Origin of the sequence: Streptomyces sp. NPDC045431 (assembly GCF_040646655.1) — a bacterium.
Lineage (GTDB): Bacteria > Actinomycetota > Actinomycetes > Streptomycetales > Streptomycetaceae > Streptomyces.
Genome location: NZ_JBEZAQ010000001.1, coordinates 262100 through 276742, shown reverse-complemented (window position 1 = coordinate 276742; position 14643 = coordinate 262100). Strand labels below are relative to the sequence as shown.

The following is a 14643-nucleotide window of genomic DNA, read 5'->3' as shown; positions in this document are numbered from 1 at the left end:
ACCGGGACCGGGAGCGGGAGCGGAAGCAGGCTTCCGTCATTGCTCCAGGCGGTACTGAGCCTCGGCACCGACCTCGACCTGCGCACCACGCTCCAGCGGATCGTGGACTCCGCCGCCGAGCTGACCGGCGCGCGGTTTGGCGCGCTCGGCGTCGTCGACCCGGAGCGGGGACGGATCACCGAGCTCTACACGTACGGGATGACGGAGGACGAGCGGCAGCGCGTCGGCCCGCTGCCCGACGGGCGTCGCGGGGTGCTGGGCGCGCTGATCCGGGACGGCGAGCCGCTGAGGCTGGACGACCTGACGGCCGATCCGCGCTCGTGCGGCGTACCGCCCGGCCATCCGCGGATGCGGACCTTCCTCGGCGTACCGATCCGCGTCGACACCGAGGTGTTCGGCAACCTCTACCTCACCGAGAAGCGTGCCGGCACCTTCACCGAAGAGGACCTCGCCATGCTGCGTGTGCTGGCCTCGCAGGCCGGCATCGCGATCGGCAACGCCCGGCTGTACGAGACGGCACGGCAGCGCGAACGCTGGATCGAGGGCGCCGCCGCCGTGACGACCGCGCTGCTGACGGGCGAGCCGGCGGGCCACTCCATGGGCGGCGCCGCAGACGACACCGCAGGTGATTCCACGGGCAATCCCGTGGGCGACTCCACGGGAGACGCGCTGACGACGGTCGCCGAGCGGGCCCGTGTGCTGGCCGACGCGTCGGCGGGTGTCGTCCTCCAGCCGACCGAGGAGGGCGGCATGGAGATCGTCGCCGCGTCCACCCCGCACGACCCGGGCGACCTGATCGGTACGACGATCGCGCCGGGCTCGCCCGTACTGGCGCACCTGCTGAGCGGCGAACCCCTCTTCGTCGAGGACTCCGCGACCGACCCCCGCATGACGACCCACGTACGCACGCGCTTCGGGCCCTCGATGATGCTGCCGTTGCAGAGCGGCGGGAAGCTGATCGGCACCCTCGCGCTACCGCGCCGCCGCGGCGGCCGTCCCTACACGGCGCTGGAGCGGCTGCTCGCCTCGCAGTTCGCCTCCCAGGCCGCCCTCGCGCTCGTACTCGCGGACGCGCGGCGGAACCGGGAGCGCTTGGCGGTGTACGAGGACCGCGACCGCATCGCCCGCGACCTGCACGATCTGGTGGTCCAGCGGCTGTTCGCCACCGAGATGATGCTGGAGTCCACCCGGCGGCGGGCGGAGCCGGGGTCACCGGATGCCGACCTGCTGGACCGGGCCGTGGACGAGCTGGACTCGACGATCCAGGAGGTCAGGACCGCCATCTTCGCGCTCCAGCAGCCCCCGGCGGAGGTGCCCCGCTCCTTCCGCGGCCGCGTGCTGCGCGAGACGGGCGGCGCGGCCGCGCTCCTCGGCTTCCAGCCCTCGGTCCACTTCACCGGCGCGGTGGACACGCTGGTGAGCGGTCCGGTGGCCGATGAGCTCCTCTCCACCCTGCGCACCGCGCTCGCCGCGGCCCACCGCCGCACGGACGTGTCGTGCGTGGACGTCGAGGTGGACGCGACGGCCGTCCTGCCGGACGGCCGCCCGGGTGTCCGCCTGGTGGTCAGGGACGACGGCACGGCGGACGACGGCAGTCGGAGTGCCGCCTTGACGTGGCAGTCGCCCCGCTGACGGCCGTTACGGGGCGGGAACCTCCCTCAGCAGGCGCGAACCCCAGGGGCACCAGTACAGGCCGGGCAGGAAGGCGCCGCCCGCCTCGTCGAGGTGGTCCTCGACATACATCACGGACGCGTCACACACCTCGATGGCGACCTCGAAGAAGTGGATGGTGCCGGGGTCGAGGTGGAAGCTCCAGCCGGGGTTGTACGGCGCCGCCCGCTTGATGATCCGGCCCATGACATGAATCTTGTCCTTCTCCTTGCCGCTCAGGATGTCCCTGGCCTCCTGAATCCTCGTGGGGTCGGTGAGCTGGAAGACGAACTTCTCCCGCATGGGCGGGTAGTCGAATTCGAAGTACGCCGCCTCCGCCGCGGCGGCGCGCGACGGAGTGCTGCCGGCCTCGGTCCCGTGGGCCGGCTGAGCCAGGGTGAGGGCCAGCATCAGAACTGAGACGAGCGTGGCCAGCTTGGTGGCGAAGTACCGCATGTACACCTCCGGTCGAGCGTCGGCGCAGGAGCACGCCGCAACATCATTATTACTCTGCGTAATCACCACCTGTGCGGGAGAGCTGTCACCTTGGCGACAACTCGCCACGGCAGGGACCGCCGAAAATCGCTCGCGCCCTCACCGCCCACGCCGCCACAGTGACGCGATGACCGAGATGTGGACCCCTGCCCTCGCGGGCGCGGCCGCCGGGCTGGGAGTCGCCATGCCTCTGGGGGCCGTCGGCGTACTGCTCGTCCAGCAGGCCATGCGCGACCGGCGCGGAGCCAGGGCCGCCGCGTCGGCGGTCGCCTTCGTCGACATGGTCTACGCGGCGGTGGCCACCGCGCTGGGGCCGCTCGTCGCAGCGGCGCTGTCCGGCGTCGAGGCGTGGGTGCGGCTCGTCTCCGCCGCCGTGCTGCTGGGCATCGCCGCACACGGCCTGCGGGCCTCGCGGCACACGGCGGAGTCGGCCGGATCAGCGGAGCCCGCCGCCCTTCCGCAGCAGCCCCAGACCGCGGGACGGACGTTCCTGCGGTTCACGGCGCTGACCTTCATCAACCCCACCACCGCCCTCTACTTCGCGGCGCTCACCACGGCCCAGGGCGCCGCGCTGCGCGGCGCGGCGGCCGGGACGGTGTTCGTGGCCGGGGTGTTCGTCGCGTCGCTGGCGTGGCAGCAGGTGCTCGTGGCGGCGAGCGGCGCCACCGGAGCCCGTGCCTCCGCCCGCGTACGGACATGGACCTTCCGCATCGGGTACGGCCTGGTGGCGGCGTACGCGGTGAAACTGGCCCTGCCGCTGCCCTGACCCCGCTTCCCCCGCGGCGCCGCGCGGAGAGAATGGTGGGGCCACCGACAGCGAGGAGACGACGAGTGACCACCCTGTTTCCGGCACTGGCCACCCGGCCGGACCGGCCCGCGCTGCGTTTCGGCGAGCGGAACACGCTCACGTACGGCGAACTGAGCGCGGCGGCAGGCGCGTTGGCCGCGCGACTCCGCCCGTCGACCCACCAGCCGGGCACCCACCAGCCGGGCACCCACGAGGCGGGCGCTCACCGGCCGGAAAGCCGGCAGCCGGCGCGGATCGCCGTGTGGGCCACGCCCACCGCGGAGACCGCCGTCGCGGTGGTCGCCGCTCTGCTCGCCGGCGTACCGGCGGTACCGCTCAACCCGAAGACAGGCGAGCGGGAGCTGACGCACATCGTCACCGACAGCGCGCCCGACCTGGTGCTCGCCGCGCCTGGCGACGACCTGCCGGCACCGCTCGCGGACGTGGCGCGCGTGGACGTCACCCTCGCCAAGGACGGGGCCGAGCTCCCGGAGGGCCTGCTTCCGTCCGAGCCGCAGGACCCCGAAGCCCCCGCCCTCGTCGTCTACACCTCCGGCACGACGGGCCCGCCCAAGGGCGCGGTCCTCCCCCGCCGCGCGATCGCGGCGTCGCTGGATGCGTTGGAGGAGGCATGGGCGTGGACGTCCGACGACGTCCTCGTGCACGCCCTGCCCCTCTTCCACGTCCACGGGCTGATCCTCGGCATCCTCGGCCCCCTCCGGCGCGGCGGGTCCGTACGCCACCTCGGTTCGTTCACCACGGACGGGGTCACGCGGGAGCTGGCGTCGGGCGGAACCATGCTGTTCGGCGTACCGACGATGTACCACCGCATCGCCGAGGCCCTTCCCTCCGACCCGGAGCTGACCAAGGCACTGGCCGGCGCACGGCTGCTGGTCTCCGGCTCGGCGGCACTGCCCGTCCACGACCACGAACGGATCGCCGCCGCGACGGGACGGCGCGTCATCGAGCGGTACGGCATGACCGAGACCCTGATGAACACCGGCATCCGCGTCGACGGCGAGCCCCGCCCCGGCTCGGTCGGCGTGCCCCTGCGCGGCGTCGAGCTGCGCCTGGTCGAGGAGGACGGCTCGGAGATCACCGCGTACGACGGGGAGACGGTCGGCGAGATCCAGGTGCGCGGCCCGAACCTGTTCACGGAGTACCTCAACCGCCCGGACGCCACCGCCGCGGCTTTCGACGGCCCATGGTTCCGTACCGGCGACATGGCGGTACGGGACGCGGACGGTTCGGTACGGCTGGTGGGGCGCAAGACCACCGACCTGATCAAGAGCGGTGGCTACAAGATCGGCGCTGGTGAGATCGAGAACACGCTCCTGGACCACCCGGGCGTACGCGAAGCCGCCGTCACCGGCGAACCGGATCCCGACCTGGGGGAACGGATCGTGGCCTGGATCGTCCCCGCGGACCCCGGAAACCCACCCGTCGCGCGCGAGCTGTCCGACCATGTGGCGGCCCAGCTCGCCCCCCACAAGCGGCCCCGCACCGTCCACTACCTCGACGCGCTGCCCCGCAACGACATGGGCAAGGTCGTGAAGCGGGCCCTCCATGTCTGAGAACCCTGGGCCTGTGAACTCCCGGCCTGAGAACTCCCGGCCTGAGGACTCGCGCCTGCCGGCCCGCCGCGCGATCGCCCTCCTCACCGACGACTTCGTCGAGCACAAGCCCCCCGCCCGGCACACCGCCCCCGACGGGCCACTGTCCTGGCAGGGTTACGACGCCTCACACGCGCGTGCCGCCGACCGTACGGGCGAGGACGAGTCCATCCTGTACGGCACGGCGACCGTCGGCGGCCGCCGCTGCGCGCTGCTCGCCTTCGAGTTCGGCTTCCTCGGAGGTTCCCTGGGCCAACGGGCCGGCGACCGCCTGGAGGACGCCTACCGCCTGGCACGCGAGCAGCGCGTTCCGCTGGTCTCGCTCGTCGCGACGGGCGGCAGCCGTATGCAGGAGGGCATGGTCGCGCTGACCCAGCTCCAGCGGGTGGCGCGCGCGACGGTGCTGCTGCGGGAGGCGGGCGTGCCTCACATCACCGTGTTGCGGGATCCGTCGACCGGCGGCGGCTGGGCGACGGTCGGTGCCAGCGCCGATGTGATCCTGGCTCTGCCCGGTGCGCAGATCGGTTTCGCCGGCTCGCGCGTACGGCCGCCGGACGCGGACCCGTCGGCGTACACGGCCGAGGGCCAGCTGGCAGCCGGGCACATCGACGCCGTCGTGCGCCCGGAGGAACTCCGCGAGACGGTCACGCGCTGGCTGACGGCGCTGACGACTCCCGCGCCGGGGCCCGTGGAGCCGCCCTCCGCCCTGTCGGATGCGGCCGCCCTCCCCGCCAGCGGCTGGGACGCGGTGCGCCAAGCGCGCGACCCGGCCAGGCCGCGCGCCGCGGCGTACCTGGACGGGTACTTCGCGTACCGGCTGCCGTTGGTGGGCGACCGCTGCGGCGGTACGGACCCGGGGCTGCTGTCCGGCGTGGGGATACGCCCCGACGGGCGGGCGGTCGCGTACGTCGCCCAGTGCGGCACCGCGACCCGGCCGGCCGGGTACCGCACGGCCGCCCGCGTGATCCGCCTCGCGGACCGGCTCGGCCTGCCCGTGCTGGCCCTCGTCGACACGCCGGGCGCCGCGAACGACGCCGAAGCGGAGCGTACGGGCGCGGGCGCGGCGATCGCGGACGCGTTCGCGGCGGTCGCCGGGGCGCGGGTGGCGGTGACGACGCTGCTGATCGGCGAGGGCGGCTCGGGCGGGGCGCTGGCCCTCGCGGCCCCGGGCCACACCTGGGCGACGCCCGACAGCTACTTCTCGGTGATCGCCCCGGAGCTGGCGGCCGCGATACTCAAACGGCCTCCCGAGGAAGCCCCGCGGACGGCCGAGCAGCTACGGCTGCGCCCGCAGGACCTCGTGGAGCTGGGCATCGCGCGCGGCATCGTGTGACGTGACGCCGCCGCGCATCAGGGCGTCTCCTCCAGGCAGTCGCCCTGTGCCAGGTCCACCTCGGCGAGGTCGAGCGCGGCGGTCAGTTCGTTGAGGCGGGCACGCAGGGCGCGGACCTCGTCCAGTGACATGCCGGTCGCGGCGGCGATCCGTCGCGGCACCCCGAGGGCGCGCTCACGCAGGGCCGTCCCGGCCTCGGTGGGACGCACGGTCACGGACCGCTCGTCCTCGGGGCTGCGGCGGCGCTCGACGTAGCCGGCACCCTCGAGGCGCTTGAGCAGGGGCGAGAGGGTGCCGGAGTCGAGGCGCAGGTGTGCGCCGATGCGCTTCACGGGCAGTTCACCGTGTTCCCAGAGGACCAGCATGACCAGGTACTGGGGGTAGGTGAGGCCGAGGTCCTTCAGCGCGGTGCGGTACACGCCGTTGAAGGCGCGGGTGGCGGCGTGGAGCGAGAAGCAGATCTGGTGGTCGAGGCGGAGGAAGTCCTCGTCGCGCGCGATACCGGGCGTGTCCATGGAGCCATGGTACTCCGCGCACCATTGAGTTGTGCACAACTGAATAGTGCGCTACAAAGAGACCTGTCATCAGTCTCACCAGTCCCGCACACGAGAGGACGGCCCCCTCCATGGACGCCCTGTACACCGCCGTCGCCACCGCCAACGGCCGCGAAGGCCGCACCATCAGCTCCGACGGCCACATAGACCTGCCCCTCGCCCACCCCAAGCCACTAGGCGGCAACGGGCAGGGCACCAACCCGGAGCAGCTGTTCGCCGCCGGTTACGCCGCGTGCTTCGCCAGCGCGATGGGCGCGATCGGCCGCCAGGAGAAGATCGACGTCAAGGACGCCTCGGTCACCGCCGAGGTGAGCATCGGCAAGGACGGCGACGGCGGCTTCGGGCTCGCCGTGGTGATGCGCGTCGAGCTCCCGGACCACCTCCAGGGCGAGGCGGGCCGCGAGCTGCTGGAGAAGACCCACGCGTACTGCCCGTACTCCAAGGCGACGCGCGGCAACATTCCGGTGGAGCTCGTCATCGAGTGACCCGTACGACGACGACCACGACCACGACCACGGCGGCGACAGCAAGGACGGGGGCGAGGGCGGGAGCGGTCAGTAGCCCTGCCCGCCCCACCCCTTGACCGCCGTCGGCTCCAGCCGTCGCGAGCGGTAGCTCTCGCCGTCGAGGGTGAGGACGTCCGCGTGGTGGACGAGGCGGTCGACCGTCGCCGAGGCGATACCGCTGTCGCCGAAGACCTCGTCCCAGCGGCCGAAGGGCCGGTCGCTGGTGACGATCAGCGAGGCACGCTCGTAGCGGTGCGACACCAGCCGGAAGAAGAGATGGGCGACGTCGTCCTCGAACGGCACGTACCCGACCTCGTCCACGATCAGCAGCGGATACGTGTCGAGCTCCGCGAGCAGCTTTCCGAGCCGGCCCGCGGCCTTGGCCTCCCGGAGCCGGTCGGCCCAGTCTGCGGCGGTGGCGAACAGCACCCGGTGACCCGCCTGGCAGGCCCGCACCCCCAGGGCGATGGCGAGGTGCGTCTTGCCGGTACCGGGCGGGCCGAGGAGTACGACGTTGGCCCGGCGCGTGACGAAGTCGACCTTTCCAAGCCGAGCGAGGGTCTGCGGGTCGGGCGCCCGGAGGTGCCCTTCGTCGAACATCTCCAGGAGCTTGCGGGCCGGAAAGCCGGCGGCCTGGATCAGCTCCTCCGCCTTGGAGCGCTCATCGTCGCGCTCACGCCCGCCGCCGCCTCCGCGCCCCGGCGCGTCGGCTCGGGCGACTCCGTCACCACGGTTACCCACGTCGTCACTTCCGTCGCTCACATCCCTCTCGTCCGCCTTCCGCCCGTCCCGCTGGCGCGGCAGGACGACGAAGTGCGGCGACTCCTTCACTCCATGACCTTTGGGCTCGTGCGCGGCCATCGGCCCGGACATGTACGCGAGGATCGCCGCGGAGACGATGAACGCCATGTGGATGACGGTGCCCCACAACAGATCGTGCCGGGGCGTGTGATGAACGTCCACGAACATTTGAAGCAGGTGCACGGACGAAATTCCGACGATCGCCGTCGCCAGCTTCACCTTCAGCACATTGGAATTGACGTGCGACAGCCACTCCGGCTGATCGCGGTGCCCTTGCAGTCCGATACGCGAGACGAACGTCTCGTACCCGCCCACGATGACCATGATCAGCAGATTGGCGATCATCACGACATCGACCAGCTTGAGGACCGCGAGCATGACGTAGGTCTCGTCCGCCTGGCCGCTGACGACGTGGTCGACGAGGTGCCAGAGCTCGTTGAAGAACTTGTAGACGTACACCCCCTGTGCGGCCACGAGGCCGAAATACAGCGGGGCTTGGAGCCAGCGGGTGGCGAACAGGGCCAGGCCGATGGTCGTGATGGTCGACGGGGACGAGGCGGAACGGGACAACGGGACCTCCAGCGGCGGGGGGTTCCGCCATTCTGGTGCGCTGCCGCCGAAAATCTTAATTCGCGCCACCCTTTGGGATTAATAGAATTCCAGTAGCACAACACTCGTGAGGGTTCATCACATATATCGACACACGCTGCAGGTGAACATCCGGACATGTCGATATGCCGACTCGCGCTCTGATTGCCCCCACCATCGCCGCCGCGCGGGCGGCCGGGAAACCCGGGTGCGACGAGGCGGCGTGGGTGAGTAACGTGCGGGCCATGTCGAGCCCCGAGTCGGACGAGGTGGGGGCTTTCGGTCACGCCGTCGGCCCCTGAACCACTGAGCCCTGCCGCCCCTGCCCTCCCGCCGCGTGCCTCCCGCGCGCGTGCGCGGCCGGGTCGGACGCGCGTGTCTTCGGGTGCTGACCGCGGTGACGAGATGCCCTTCCCCCGCTTCTCCTCACCCGGAGCCCTCGATGCCCCTCCCTCTGCATCTGCTCGCCATGGCGGTCTTCGCCATGGGCACCTCCGAATTCATGCTCGCCGGCCTTGTGCCGGACATCGCCTCCGACTTCGGCGTCACCGTCGCGGCGACCGGAACGCTCACCTCGGCCTTCGCCTTCGGCATGGCCGTCGGCGCCCCGCTCATGGCCGCGCTCGCCCGCACCTGGCCAGGGCGGCGGAGTCTCCTCGGGTTCGTCCTCGTGTTCCTGGCAGCCCATGTCGTGGGCGCCGCCACCACGAGCTTCACGGTGCTGTACGCGACGCGGGTGGTCGCGGCCCTCGCGAAGGCCGGGTTCCTCGCCGTAGCTCTGACCACCGCCGCCGCACTCGTCCCGCCCCATAAGAAGGGACGCGCGTTGGCCGTGCTGCTGTCCGGCACGACGGTGGCCACCATCGCCGGTGTCCCGGCGGGATCGGCACTCGGCACACTGCTCGGCTGGCGTGCCACCTTCTGGGCCATCGCCGTGCTCTGCCTTCCGGCTGCGGTCGGCATCCTCATGGGCCTCCCGGCGCGGGCCCCGATGGAGCACCTCACCGGCGGCGGGGCCCTGCGTTCGGAGCTGGCAGAGCTCCGAAGGCCGCGGCTGGTCCTCGTCATGGCGCTCGGTGCGCTGGTCAACGCGGCGACCTTCGCCGGCTTCACCTTCCTCGCCCCCGTCGTGACCGACGTCGCCCGGCTCGGCGAGCTGTGGGTCCCCGTAGCTCTGATGCTCTTCGGCGCCGGTTCCTTCGCCGGCGTCACTCTCGCCGGACGCCTGTCCGACCGGCGGCCCGGCCTGGTGATCGCCCTCGGGGGGCCGCTCCTGCTCGCCGGCTGGCCGGCTCTGGCGCTGCTGGCGGACAGGCCGGTCGTCCTGCTCGTCCTCGTCTTCACACAGGGCGCGCTGTCCTTCGCGCTGGGCGGCACACTGATCACACGCGTCCTCTACGAGGCGGCGGGAGCCCCCACCATGGCCGGCTCGTACGCGACCGCGGCCCTCAACATCGGCGCCGCCGCCGGGCCCCTTTTCGCCGCGGCCACCCTCACCACCGGCGCCCGAGCCCTCGGGCCGCTCTGGGCGAGCGGCCTCCTCGTCCTGCTCGCGTCCCTCGTCGCGTACGCCTGGCGCGGTGTGGTCACGGCGCAGCCGACCGGAGCGGAGCGACCGGTGGGTGGGAGGAGGGTGGGCGGTGGACAGTAGAGTGGCCTGCGTCACCGGTATGCCGGCATTCGTGGCGGATCGCACGTCCGCCGAGTGCCCGGATTATCGGATCCTCGCCCTACGCTGGATGGCATGTCCCAGACCCTGCGTTCTCCTGTCCAGCCGGATGCCGAAGCCCTGAACTCGGCGATCCGAGAGCTGTGGGCGCGCGCTGGCGGGCAGCTGTCCCCGGACGAGCACCGGATCTATCAGCGCCTCGTCGTCCTGTGGGCTGCCGCGCAGCAGGGGGACGTCGCCTCGGCGGCATAGCCTCACCCGCGCGGCAGCCGCGCCGTGCCCGCAGCCCGCATACCCCGTACACATCCGCAGCGGGGCATACGAGAAGCGTACGAAGGATCATGGCGGACACGCGGCGGTTCAGCGGCGGCACCGCCGGGAGCGGCGGTGCGCGCTCGTACGCCTCCGTGGACAGAAACGTTTCTGCTGACCACTGCTGTGGTGGGGCGGGTGGGACTCGAGCCCCACGGCCGACGGATTATGAGTCCCTTTCGGATCTTCCGGTCTGTCCCCACTCTTGCCTCGGTCGCCCCATAACCGCAGGTCAGAGGAGCTTCGCGGTTCTGGCTCTGCGCCGGCCTTCCTGGTCTTTCCGGGCCCTTCCGTCCCCTGCATGTCCCCTGGCGGGCAGCAGAGCCCTCCCGTGAGGGGAACTGGGGACGTCCGGCTGCATCATCTCGCCTCCGGCAGCGGAATTGCCTTCCCACGGGGAGAGCCGGCCCCTGTCCCTGTCGTTCTCCCCTCGCCGAGAGGGCCTCTGCCGGAGCCCTTTCACAGCCCGTGCCGGTCAAGGATGCTCATCAGCTTCCGCCTGCGTTTCAGTTCCATCCGCAGGTCGGCGAGAAAGAGGGTGAACGCGTCCTCGGTCCCCAGCGCGCGATGGCAGTCACGGGCAGCCTGGAGCAGCCGCGCCAGGCGCTCGTAGGCGCGCTCACCCGTCGGCTCCTTCGACCGCTTGATCAGCCGCAGGTACACGCCGAGCGCCTCGGCCGGGCGCGTCTCGCGCGACCGATCGGCGAGCTGCGCCCACTGCCGGTCGTCGGCGCGGCCGGCGGCCACCCGCCAGGCGGCATCCAGGTCGCCGTCGTCGAGCAACGCGTCGATCAGCACGGGCCCGCCGTACCGGCCGCCGCGCTCACGACGGGCGTCCTCCTCCAAGGTAGCCAGCGCCGCCGCGCGCTCGGCCTCCCAGCAGTCCGCCGCCCCGGCGACGGAGCGCAACTGCCGGTAGGCGGCCAGGGACCGCTCGAGACGGAACCGGTCCCGGCGCACCGCGACCGCGTCGGCCGCCCGCCCCGTCTGCGCGTACCGCGCGCACACGTAGTCGACCAGACGGCCGTCGATGTACGTCTCGGCGGCGCACGCCCGCAGTCCGCGCTCCGCCCAGGCAAGCGCCTCGTCCGCACGTCCCGCCGATTCCAGCTCCTCGGCGATGAGCAGATGGGTTGCACCGGTCGGGCCGAGGTCCTGCGCATGCAGAGCGACCAACGCGTCGACGTCACCCTCTGCCTTGATCAGACGCTCCATCAGATACCTCTCCGCCCAGCCGGACGGCCTGCGCCTGAGCGCCTCGGTCGCCAGCTGCCGTATGCGGGCCAGCCCGCTCGGCCCCAGCGCGTCGGCGTAGTCCAGCGGATCCAGGTCTGTCACGTCGTTGCTGCCGTCGAGCACCGCGCCGACCAGCCAGTCGGCCAGCCGAGCCGGATCGGGGTGGGCGACCCCACAAGCCTCCAGATGGGCCTCGGCCACCGCGGCGGCGGCCTCTCCGACCACACCGTCGGAGTCGTCGATCTCCCCGTATGCCTCCCCCAGCACCCGGATCGCCTCCTCGGCCAGAACCACCGCCTGCGCCGCCTGCCCGTCGGCGGTCAGGGCGCGCAGCGCACTCGCCGCCTCGGCGACTTGTCGCGCATACCCGGAGGTATCCGCGTACTCGATGTATCCGTACCGGGCGAACGGCCGCGGATCGGTCAGGGCGACGATCCGGTCCCGGACCGTACCGAGGTCGCAACGAGCAGCGGCTGCCCGCAGCTCCAAACGCCTGCACCATTCCCGGTCCTCGGCGATCTGCTCCCGCACCAGCGCCAGGAGCTCGTCACGCGACAGCGCCGAAAGCCACGCCTCCAAGCCGGAAGCCCGTGCCCGTGCCGCGGCTCGCTGCTGGGGGATCGTCTTCACGTGCCGCAGCACGGTAAGCCCGACCGCTACACAGTGCTTGCAGAAGTTGCCCTCCTGCCCGTACGGACAGTCACACCACCCCGAGACCCCCTCGTCGCCGCCGAGGGTGAGCTCCACCTCGTAGACATCCGTACCGTGCACCACGGCGGTGACCGAGCCCTCCCCCACCTCCAGCCCGCTCACCGCGTCCAGGTACCCCAGCCCTCGCTCGAAGGACCGAGTCCCGGCCAGCGCCCGCAAATCGTCCTCGCCGAACCCCACCACTCTCGGTGCCACACCGGTATTCAACCGCGGAAGGCGGGTCGGGGAGTCCCGAAGATCTCAGCCATCCCCCCATGAGAGGCCGCAAGCGATGCTCTCGGTGCCCCACCCCAAGCTGCCACGCGTCGGGCTCGACAAGGGCTGCCTTGTGGACACGATCAAGACTCGTACTATATCTTGTACAAGTCGAGAAGGGAGGCGGCAAGCATGTCCATCACCGCCAGCGAGGCGCGGCAGAACCTGTTCCCGCTGATCGAGCAGGTCAACGAGGACCACGCTCCGGTTCACATCACGTCCCGCAAGGGGAACGCCGTCCTCATGTCCGAAGAGGACTTCAGTTCGTGGACCGAGACAGTGCACCTCCTGCGCTCCCCCAAGAACGCCCGTCGCCTGCTCGACTCCATCGCCGAGGCGGAGGCCGGCAAAGCCCAGCATCGCGAGCTGATCGACCCCGATGCGGAGCGTGCGTGAAGATTTCGTTCACGACCCACGCCTGGGAGGACTACACCTACTGGGCCGAGAACGACCGCAAGATGGTCAAGCGCATCAACAAGCTGATCGACGACACCATGCGCGATCCCTTCAAGGGCATCGGCAAGCCGGAGCCCCTGAAGGGTGACCTGTCGGGCTACTGGTCCCGGAGAATCGACGACACGCACCGACTCGTGTACAAGCCGACCGACGATGAGCTGATCATCGTCCAGGCTCGATACCACTACTGACACGACCCGAAGAACCTGCACCGGTCCCGAAGCGCGCATGACGCTGAGGCGACGCCACCCAGAACTGCAGCAGCCCAGCACGCGAAACACACGCTACGGTTTGAGATCCGCACCGTCGAGGCGAGGCTGCGCGCCGAGGCGAACCGCCCGATGCTCTCCACCTCTGCCAGGAGGATCAGTGCGGTGGTGAACGCTCCCACGCCATGCAGCGCCGAACGCCCTGCCCCTCGCGCCCGCGCCGGACATCTCACCAGCGACCTGACGCGCCCCCTGTTCGCCTCCGCCACAGCAGACCCGCACTTCCCGAACCTCGCGTCCCCTGGGTGTCCCCTGGCCGCTGGTCTACGCCACCCCGCCGCCCCTCCGGTCACAACATCACCGCAGGTCACAGCACAGAGGCAGCCCCAGCCCCAAGGACTCCGCAGTAACGGCCAACGGAGTGGAATCCGTCGCCCCAGAGTCCCGAATCCGGCCACCCGGAGGAACGTTTGCGCAGGTCAGAACGTTTCTCTGACCTGCTTTTTGGTGGGGCGGGTGGGACTCGAACCCACGGCCGACGGATTATGAGTCCGCTGCTCTAACCGGCTGAGCTACCGCCCCTTACGGCGCGTCGCGCACATTTGTGCGCGCCGTCTGCCGCAGCATAGCCGCTCATACGATCTCCTGCTCCGGATGGTCGGCATACGCACGTCCATGAAGACTGCGCTGGGCGCTGCGCGGTTCCCGTCGCGGTCGGATCGGCTCGGGAGGCCTCGGCTCCCCGCCGGAAACGCGAAAGAGGACCCCCTCCCAGGGGTCCTCTTCCAGCACCGCTCCCCCGACTGGACTCGAACCAGTAACCCTCCGGTTAACAGCCGAATGCTCTGCCAATTGAGCTACAGGGGATCGCGCTCCCCCGACTGGACTCGAACCAGTAACCTGCCGGTTAACAGCCGGCTGCTCTGCCAATTGAGCTACAGGGGATTGCTGCGTTGCACCGAACGCACCCACCCGGGGCTTCCCGGGCGGCGCTCGCTCGCTGCGACACATACATTAGCGCAAGCAGGGGGGTGCTCCGCCAATCGGTTCCCGGGGTGATCTCCGGCCACGCGGGTAGGCGGCCAGCACCAACGCCTTCGGAAGGGTGGCAGCCATGCGGTACAAGCTCGCGTTCGTCGTTGGACTGGCCGTCGGGTACGTGCTCGGCACCCGGGCAGGCCGGGAGCGGTACGAACAGTTGCGGAAGTCCGCGCGTGACATCTCCCAGAACCCGGCTGTGCGCAACGCCGCCGAGTCCGCCGCGCACACCGGGCGGGAGGTGGCCGGGAAAGCACTCCACGCCGTGAGCGACAAGGTCGGGGACCGGGTGCCCGAGTCGGTCGCCGAGCGGGTGCGATCGTTGCGGGAGCGCGGCCAGGGTGGTGAGGACGAGTGGGGGACCACTAACACCTGAGCCAGCGGCCTGTCCGGGTGGCCCGTGAGCCCGTGAGCCCGGCGGGCCGCTCGG

The 14643-nt window shown here is 71.2% G+C and carries 14 protein-coding genes and 3 tRNA genes; 10 read left to right on the top strand and 7 right to left on the bottom strand.

Translation table 11 applies throughout. The features are described from left to right. Positions 1–39 precede the first annotated feature (39 nt). Positions 40–1632, top strand: coding sequence for a GAF domain-containing protein (locus AB0A69_RS01160; protein WP_361413921.1), 1593 nt, complete (start codon positions 40–42; stop codon positions 1630–1632). Positions 1633–1638: 6 nt separating this feature from the next. Here the strand turns inward: AB0A69_RS01160 and AB0A69_RS01155 are convergent, their stop codons facing one another. Next, entirely contained in the window at positions 1639–2106 is a 468-nt protein-coding gene (locus tag AB0A69_RS01155) for a calmodulin-binding protein (RefSeq protein WP_361413918.1), read from the bottom strand. A gap of 166 nt (positions 2107–2272) precedes the next feature. Here AB0A69_RS01155 and AB0A69_RS01150 point away from each other — a divergent pair, with 166 nt between their 5' ends. The 3 genes from AB0A69_RS01150 (at position 2273) to AB0A69_RS01140 (ending at position 5878) form a co-directional block, all read left to right on the top strand. After that, a complete protein-coding gene (locus AB0A69_RS01150; protein WP_361413915.1) occupies positions 2273–2911 on the top strand; it encodes a LysE family transporter in 639 nt (212 codons plus the stop codon). 65 nt (positions 2912–2976) lie between these two features. Further along, positions 2977–4506 (top strand): acyl-CoA synthetase, encoded by a 1530-nt coding sequence (locus tag AB0A69_RS01145; protein ID WP_361413912.1) that lies wholly within the window; start codon positions 2977–2979, stop codon positions 4504–4506. Positions 4507–4561: 55 nt separating this feature from the next. After that, complete coding sequence (locus tag AB0A69_RS01140) at positions 4562–5878, top strand: carboxyl transferase domain-containing protein (RefSeq protein ID WP_361415134.1); 1317 nt, start codon at positions 4562–4564, stop codon at positions 5876–5878. A gap of 17 nt (positions 5879–5895) precedes the next feature. Here the strand turns inward: AB0A69_RS01140 and AB0A69_RS01135 are convergent, their stop codons facing one another. Next, positions 5896–6393 carry a MarR family transcriptional regulator gene (locus AB0A69_RS01135; RefSeq protein ID WP_361413909.1) on the bottom strand — a complete coding sequence of 166 codons (498 nt, stop codon included), beginning with the start codon at positions 6391–6393 and terminating at the stop codon, positions 5896–5898. 110 nt (positions 6394–6503) lie between these two features. On the opposite strand from AB0A69_RS01135, the gene AB0A69_RS01130 reads away from it, so the two are divergent. Next, on the top strand, positions 6504–6917 hold the full coding sequence (locus AB0A69_RS01130) for an organic hydroperoxide resistance protein (protein WP_361413906.1): 414 nt from the start codon (positions 6504–6506) through the stop codon (positions 6915–6917). A 69-nt stretch (positions 6918–6986) separates the two neighbouring features. Here AB0A69_RS01130 and istB read toward each other — a convergent pair whose 3' ends face one another. Continuing rightward, positions 6987–8309 (bottom strand): IS21-like element helper ATPase IstB, encoded by a 1323-nt coding sequence (gene istB / locus AB0A69_RS01125; RefSeq protein ID WP_361413903.1) that lies wholly within the window; start codon positions 8307–8309, stop codon positions 6987–6989. 460 nt (positions 8310–8769) lie between these two features. Here istB and AB0A69_RS01120 point away from each other — a divergent pair, with 460 nt between their 5' ends. After that, positions 8770–9978 carry a Cmx/CmrA family chloramphenicol efflux MFS transporter gene (locus AB0A69_RS01120; RefSeq protein WP_361413900.1) on the top strand — a complete coding sequence of 403 codons (1209 nt, stop codon included), beginning with the start codon at positions 8770–8772 and terminating at the stop codon, positions 9976–9978. Between the two features lie 93 nt (positions 9979–10071). Next, entirely contained in the window at positions 10072–10248 is a 177-nt protein-coding gene (locus AB0A69_RS01115; RefSeq protein WP_361413897.1) for a hypothetical protein, read from the top strand. Between the two features lie 519 nt (positions 10249–10767). On the opposite strand, the gene AB0A69_RS01110 is transcribed toward AB0A69_RS01115, so the two are convergent. Beyond that, on the bottom strand, positions 10768–12450 hold the full coding sequence (locus AB0A69_RS01110; RefSeq protein ID WP_361413894.1) for an SWIM zinc finger family protein: 1683 nt from the start codon (positions 12448–12450) through the stop codon (positions 10768–10770). Between the two features lie 192 nt (positions 12451–12642). Between AB0A69_RS01110 and AB0A69_RS01105 the strand changes: the two genes are divergently transcribed. Next, positions 12643–12906, top strand: a complete 264-nt coding sequence (locus AB0A69_RS01105) for a type II toxin-antitoxin system prevent-host-death family antitoxin (RefSeq protein ID WP_142164117.1) — start codon at positions 12643–12645, stop codon at positions 12904–12906. Then, positions 12903–13157: a Txe/YoeB family addiction module toxin gene (locus tag AB0A69_RS01100; RefSeq protein WP_361413891.1), complete on the top strand. Its 255-nt coding sequence runs from the start codon at positions 12903–12905 to the stop codon at positions 13155–13157. Before AB0A69_RS01105 ends, AB0A69_RS01100 begins: the two co-directional genes overlap by 4 nt. Positions 13158–13680: 523 nt before the next feature. Here AB0A69_RS01100 and AB0A69_RS01095 read toward each other — a convergent pair. From AB0A69_RS01095 to AB0A69_RS01085, 3 genes are all read right to left on the bottom strand, one after another. Continuing rightward, a tRNA-Ile gene (locus AB0A69_RS01095) sits at positions 13681–13757 on the bottom strand. Positions 13758–13969: 212 nt separating this feature from the next. Next, positions 13970–14042, bottom strand: a tRNA-Asn gene (locus AB0A69_RS01090). A 5-nt stretch (positions 14043–14047) separates the two neighbouring features. After that, positions 14048–14120 (bottom strand) — tRNA-Asn (locus tag AB0A69_RS01085). 169 nt (positions 14121–14289) lie between these two features. Here AB0A69_RS01085 and AB0A69_RS01080 point away from each other — a divergent pair. After that, positions 14290–14589 carry a YtxH domain-containing protein gene (locus AB0A69_RS01080; RefSeq protein WP_361413888.1) on the top strand — a complete coding sequence of 100 codons (300 nt, stop codon included), beginning with the start codon at positions 14290–14292 and terminating at the stop codon, positions 14587–14589. The last annotated feature ends 54 nt before the right edge of the window (positions 14590–14643 follow it).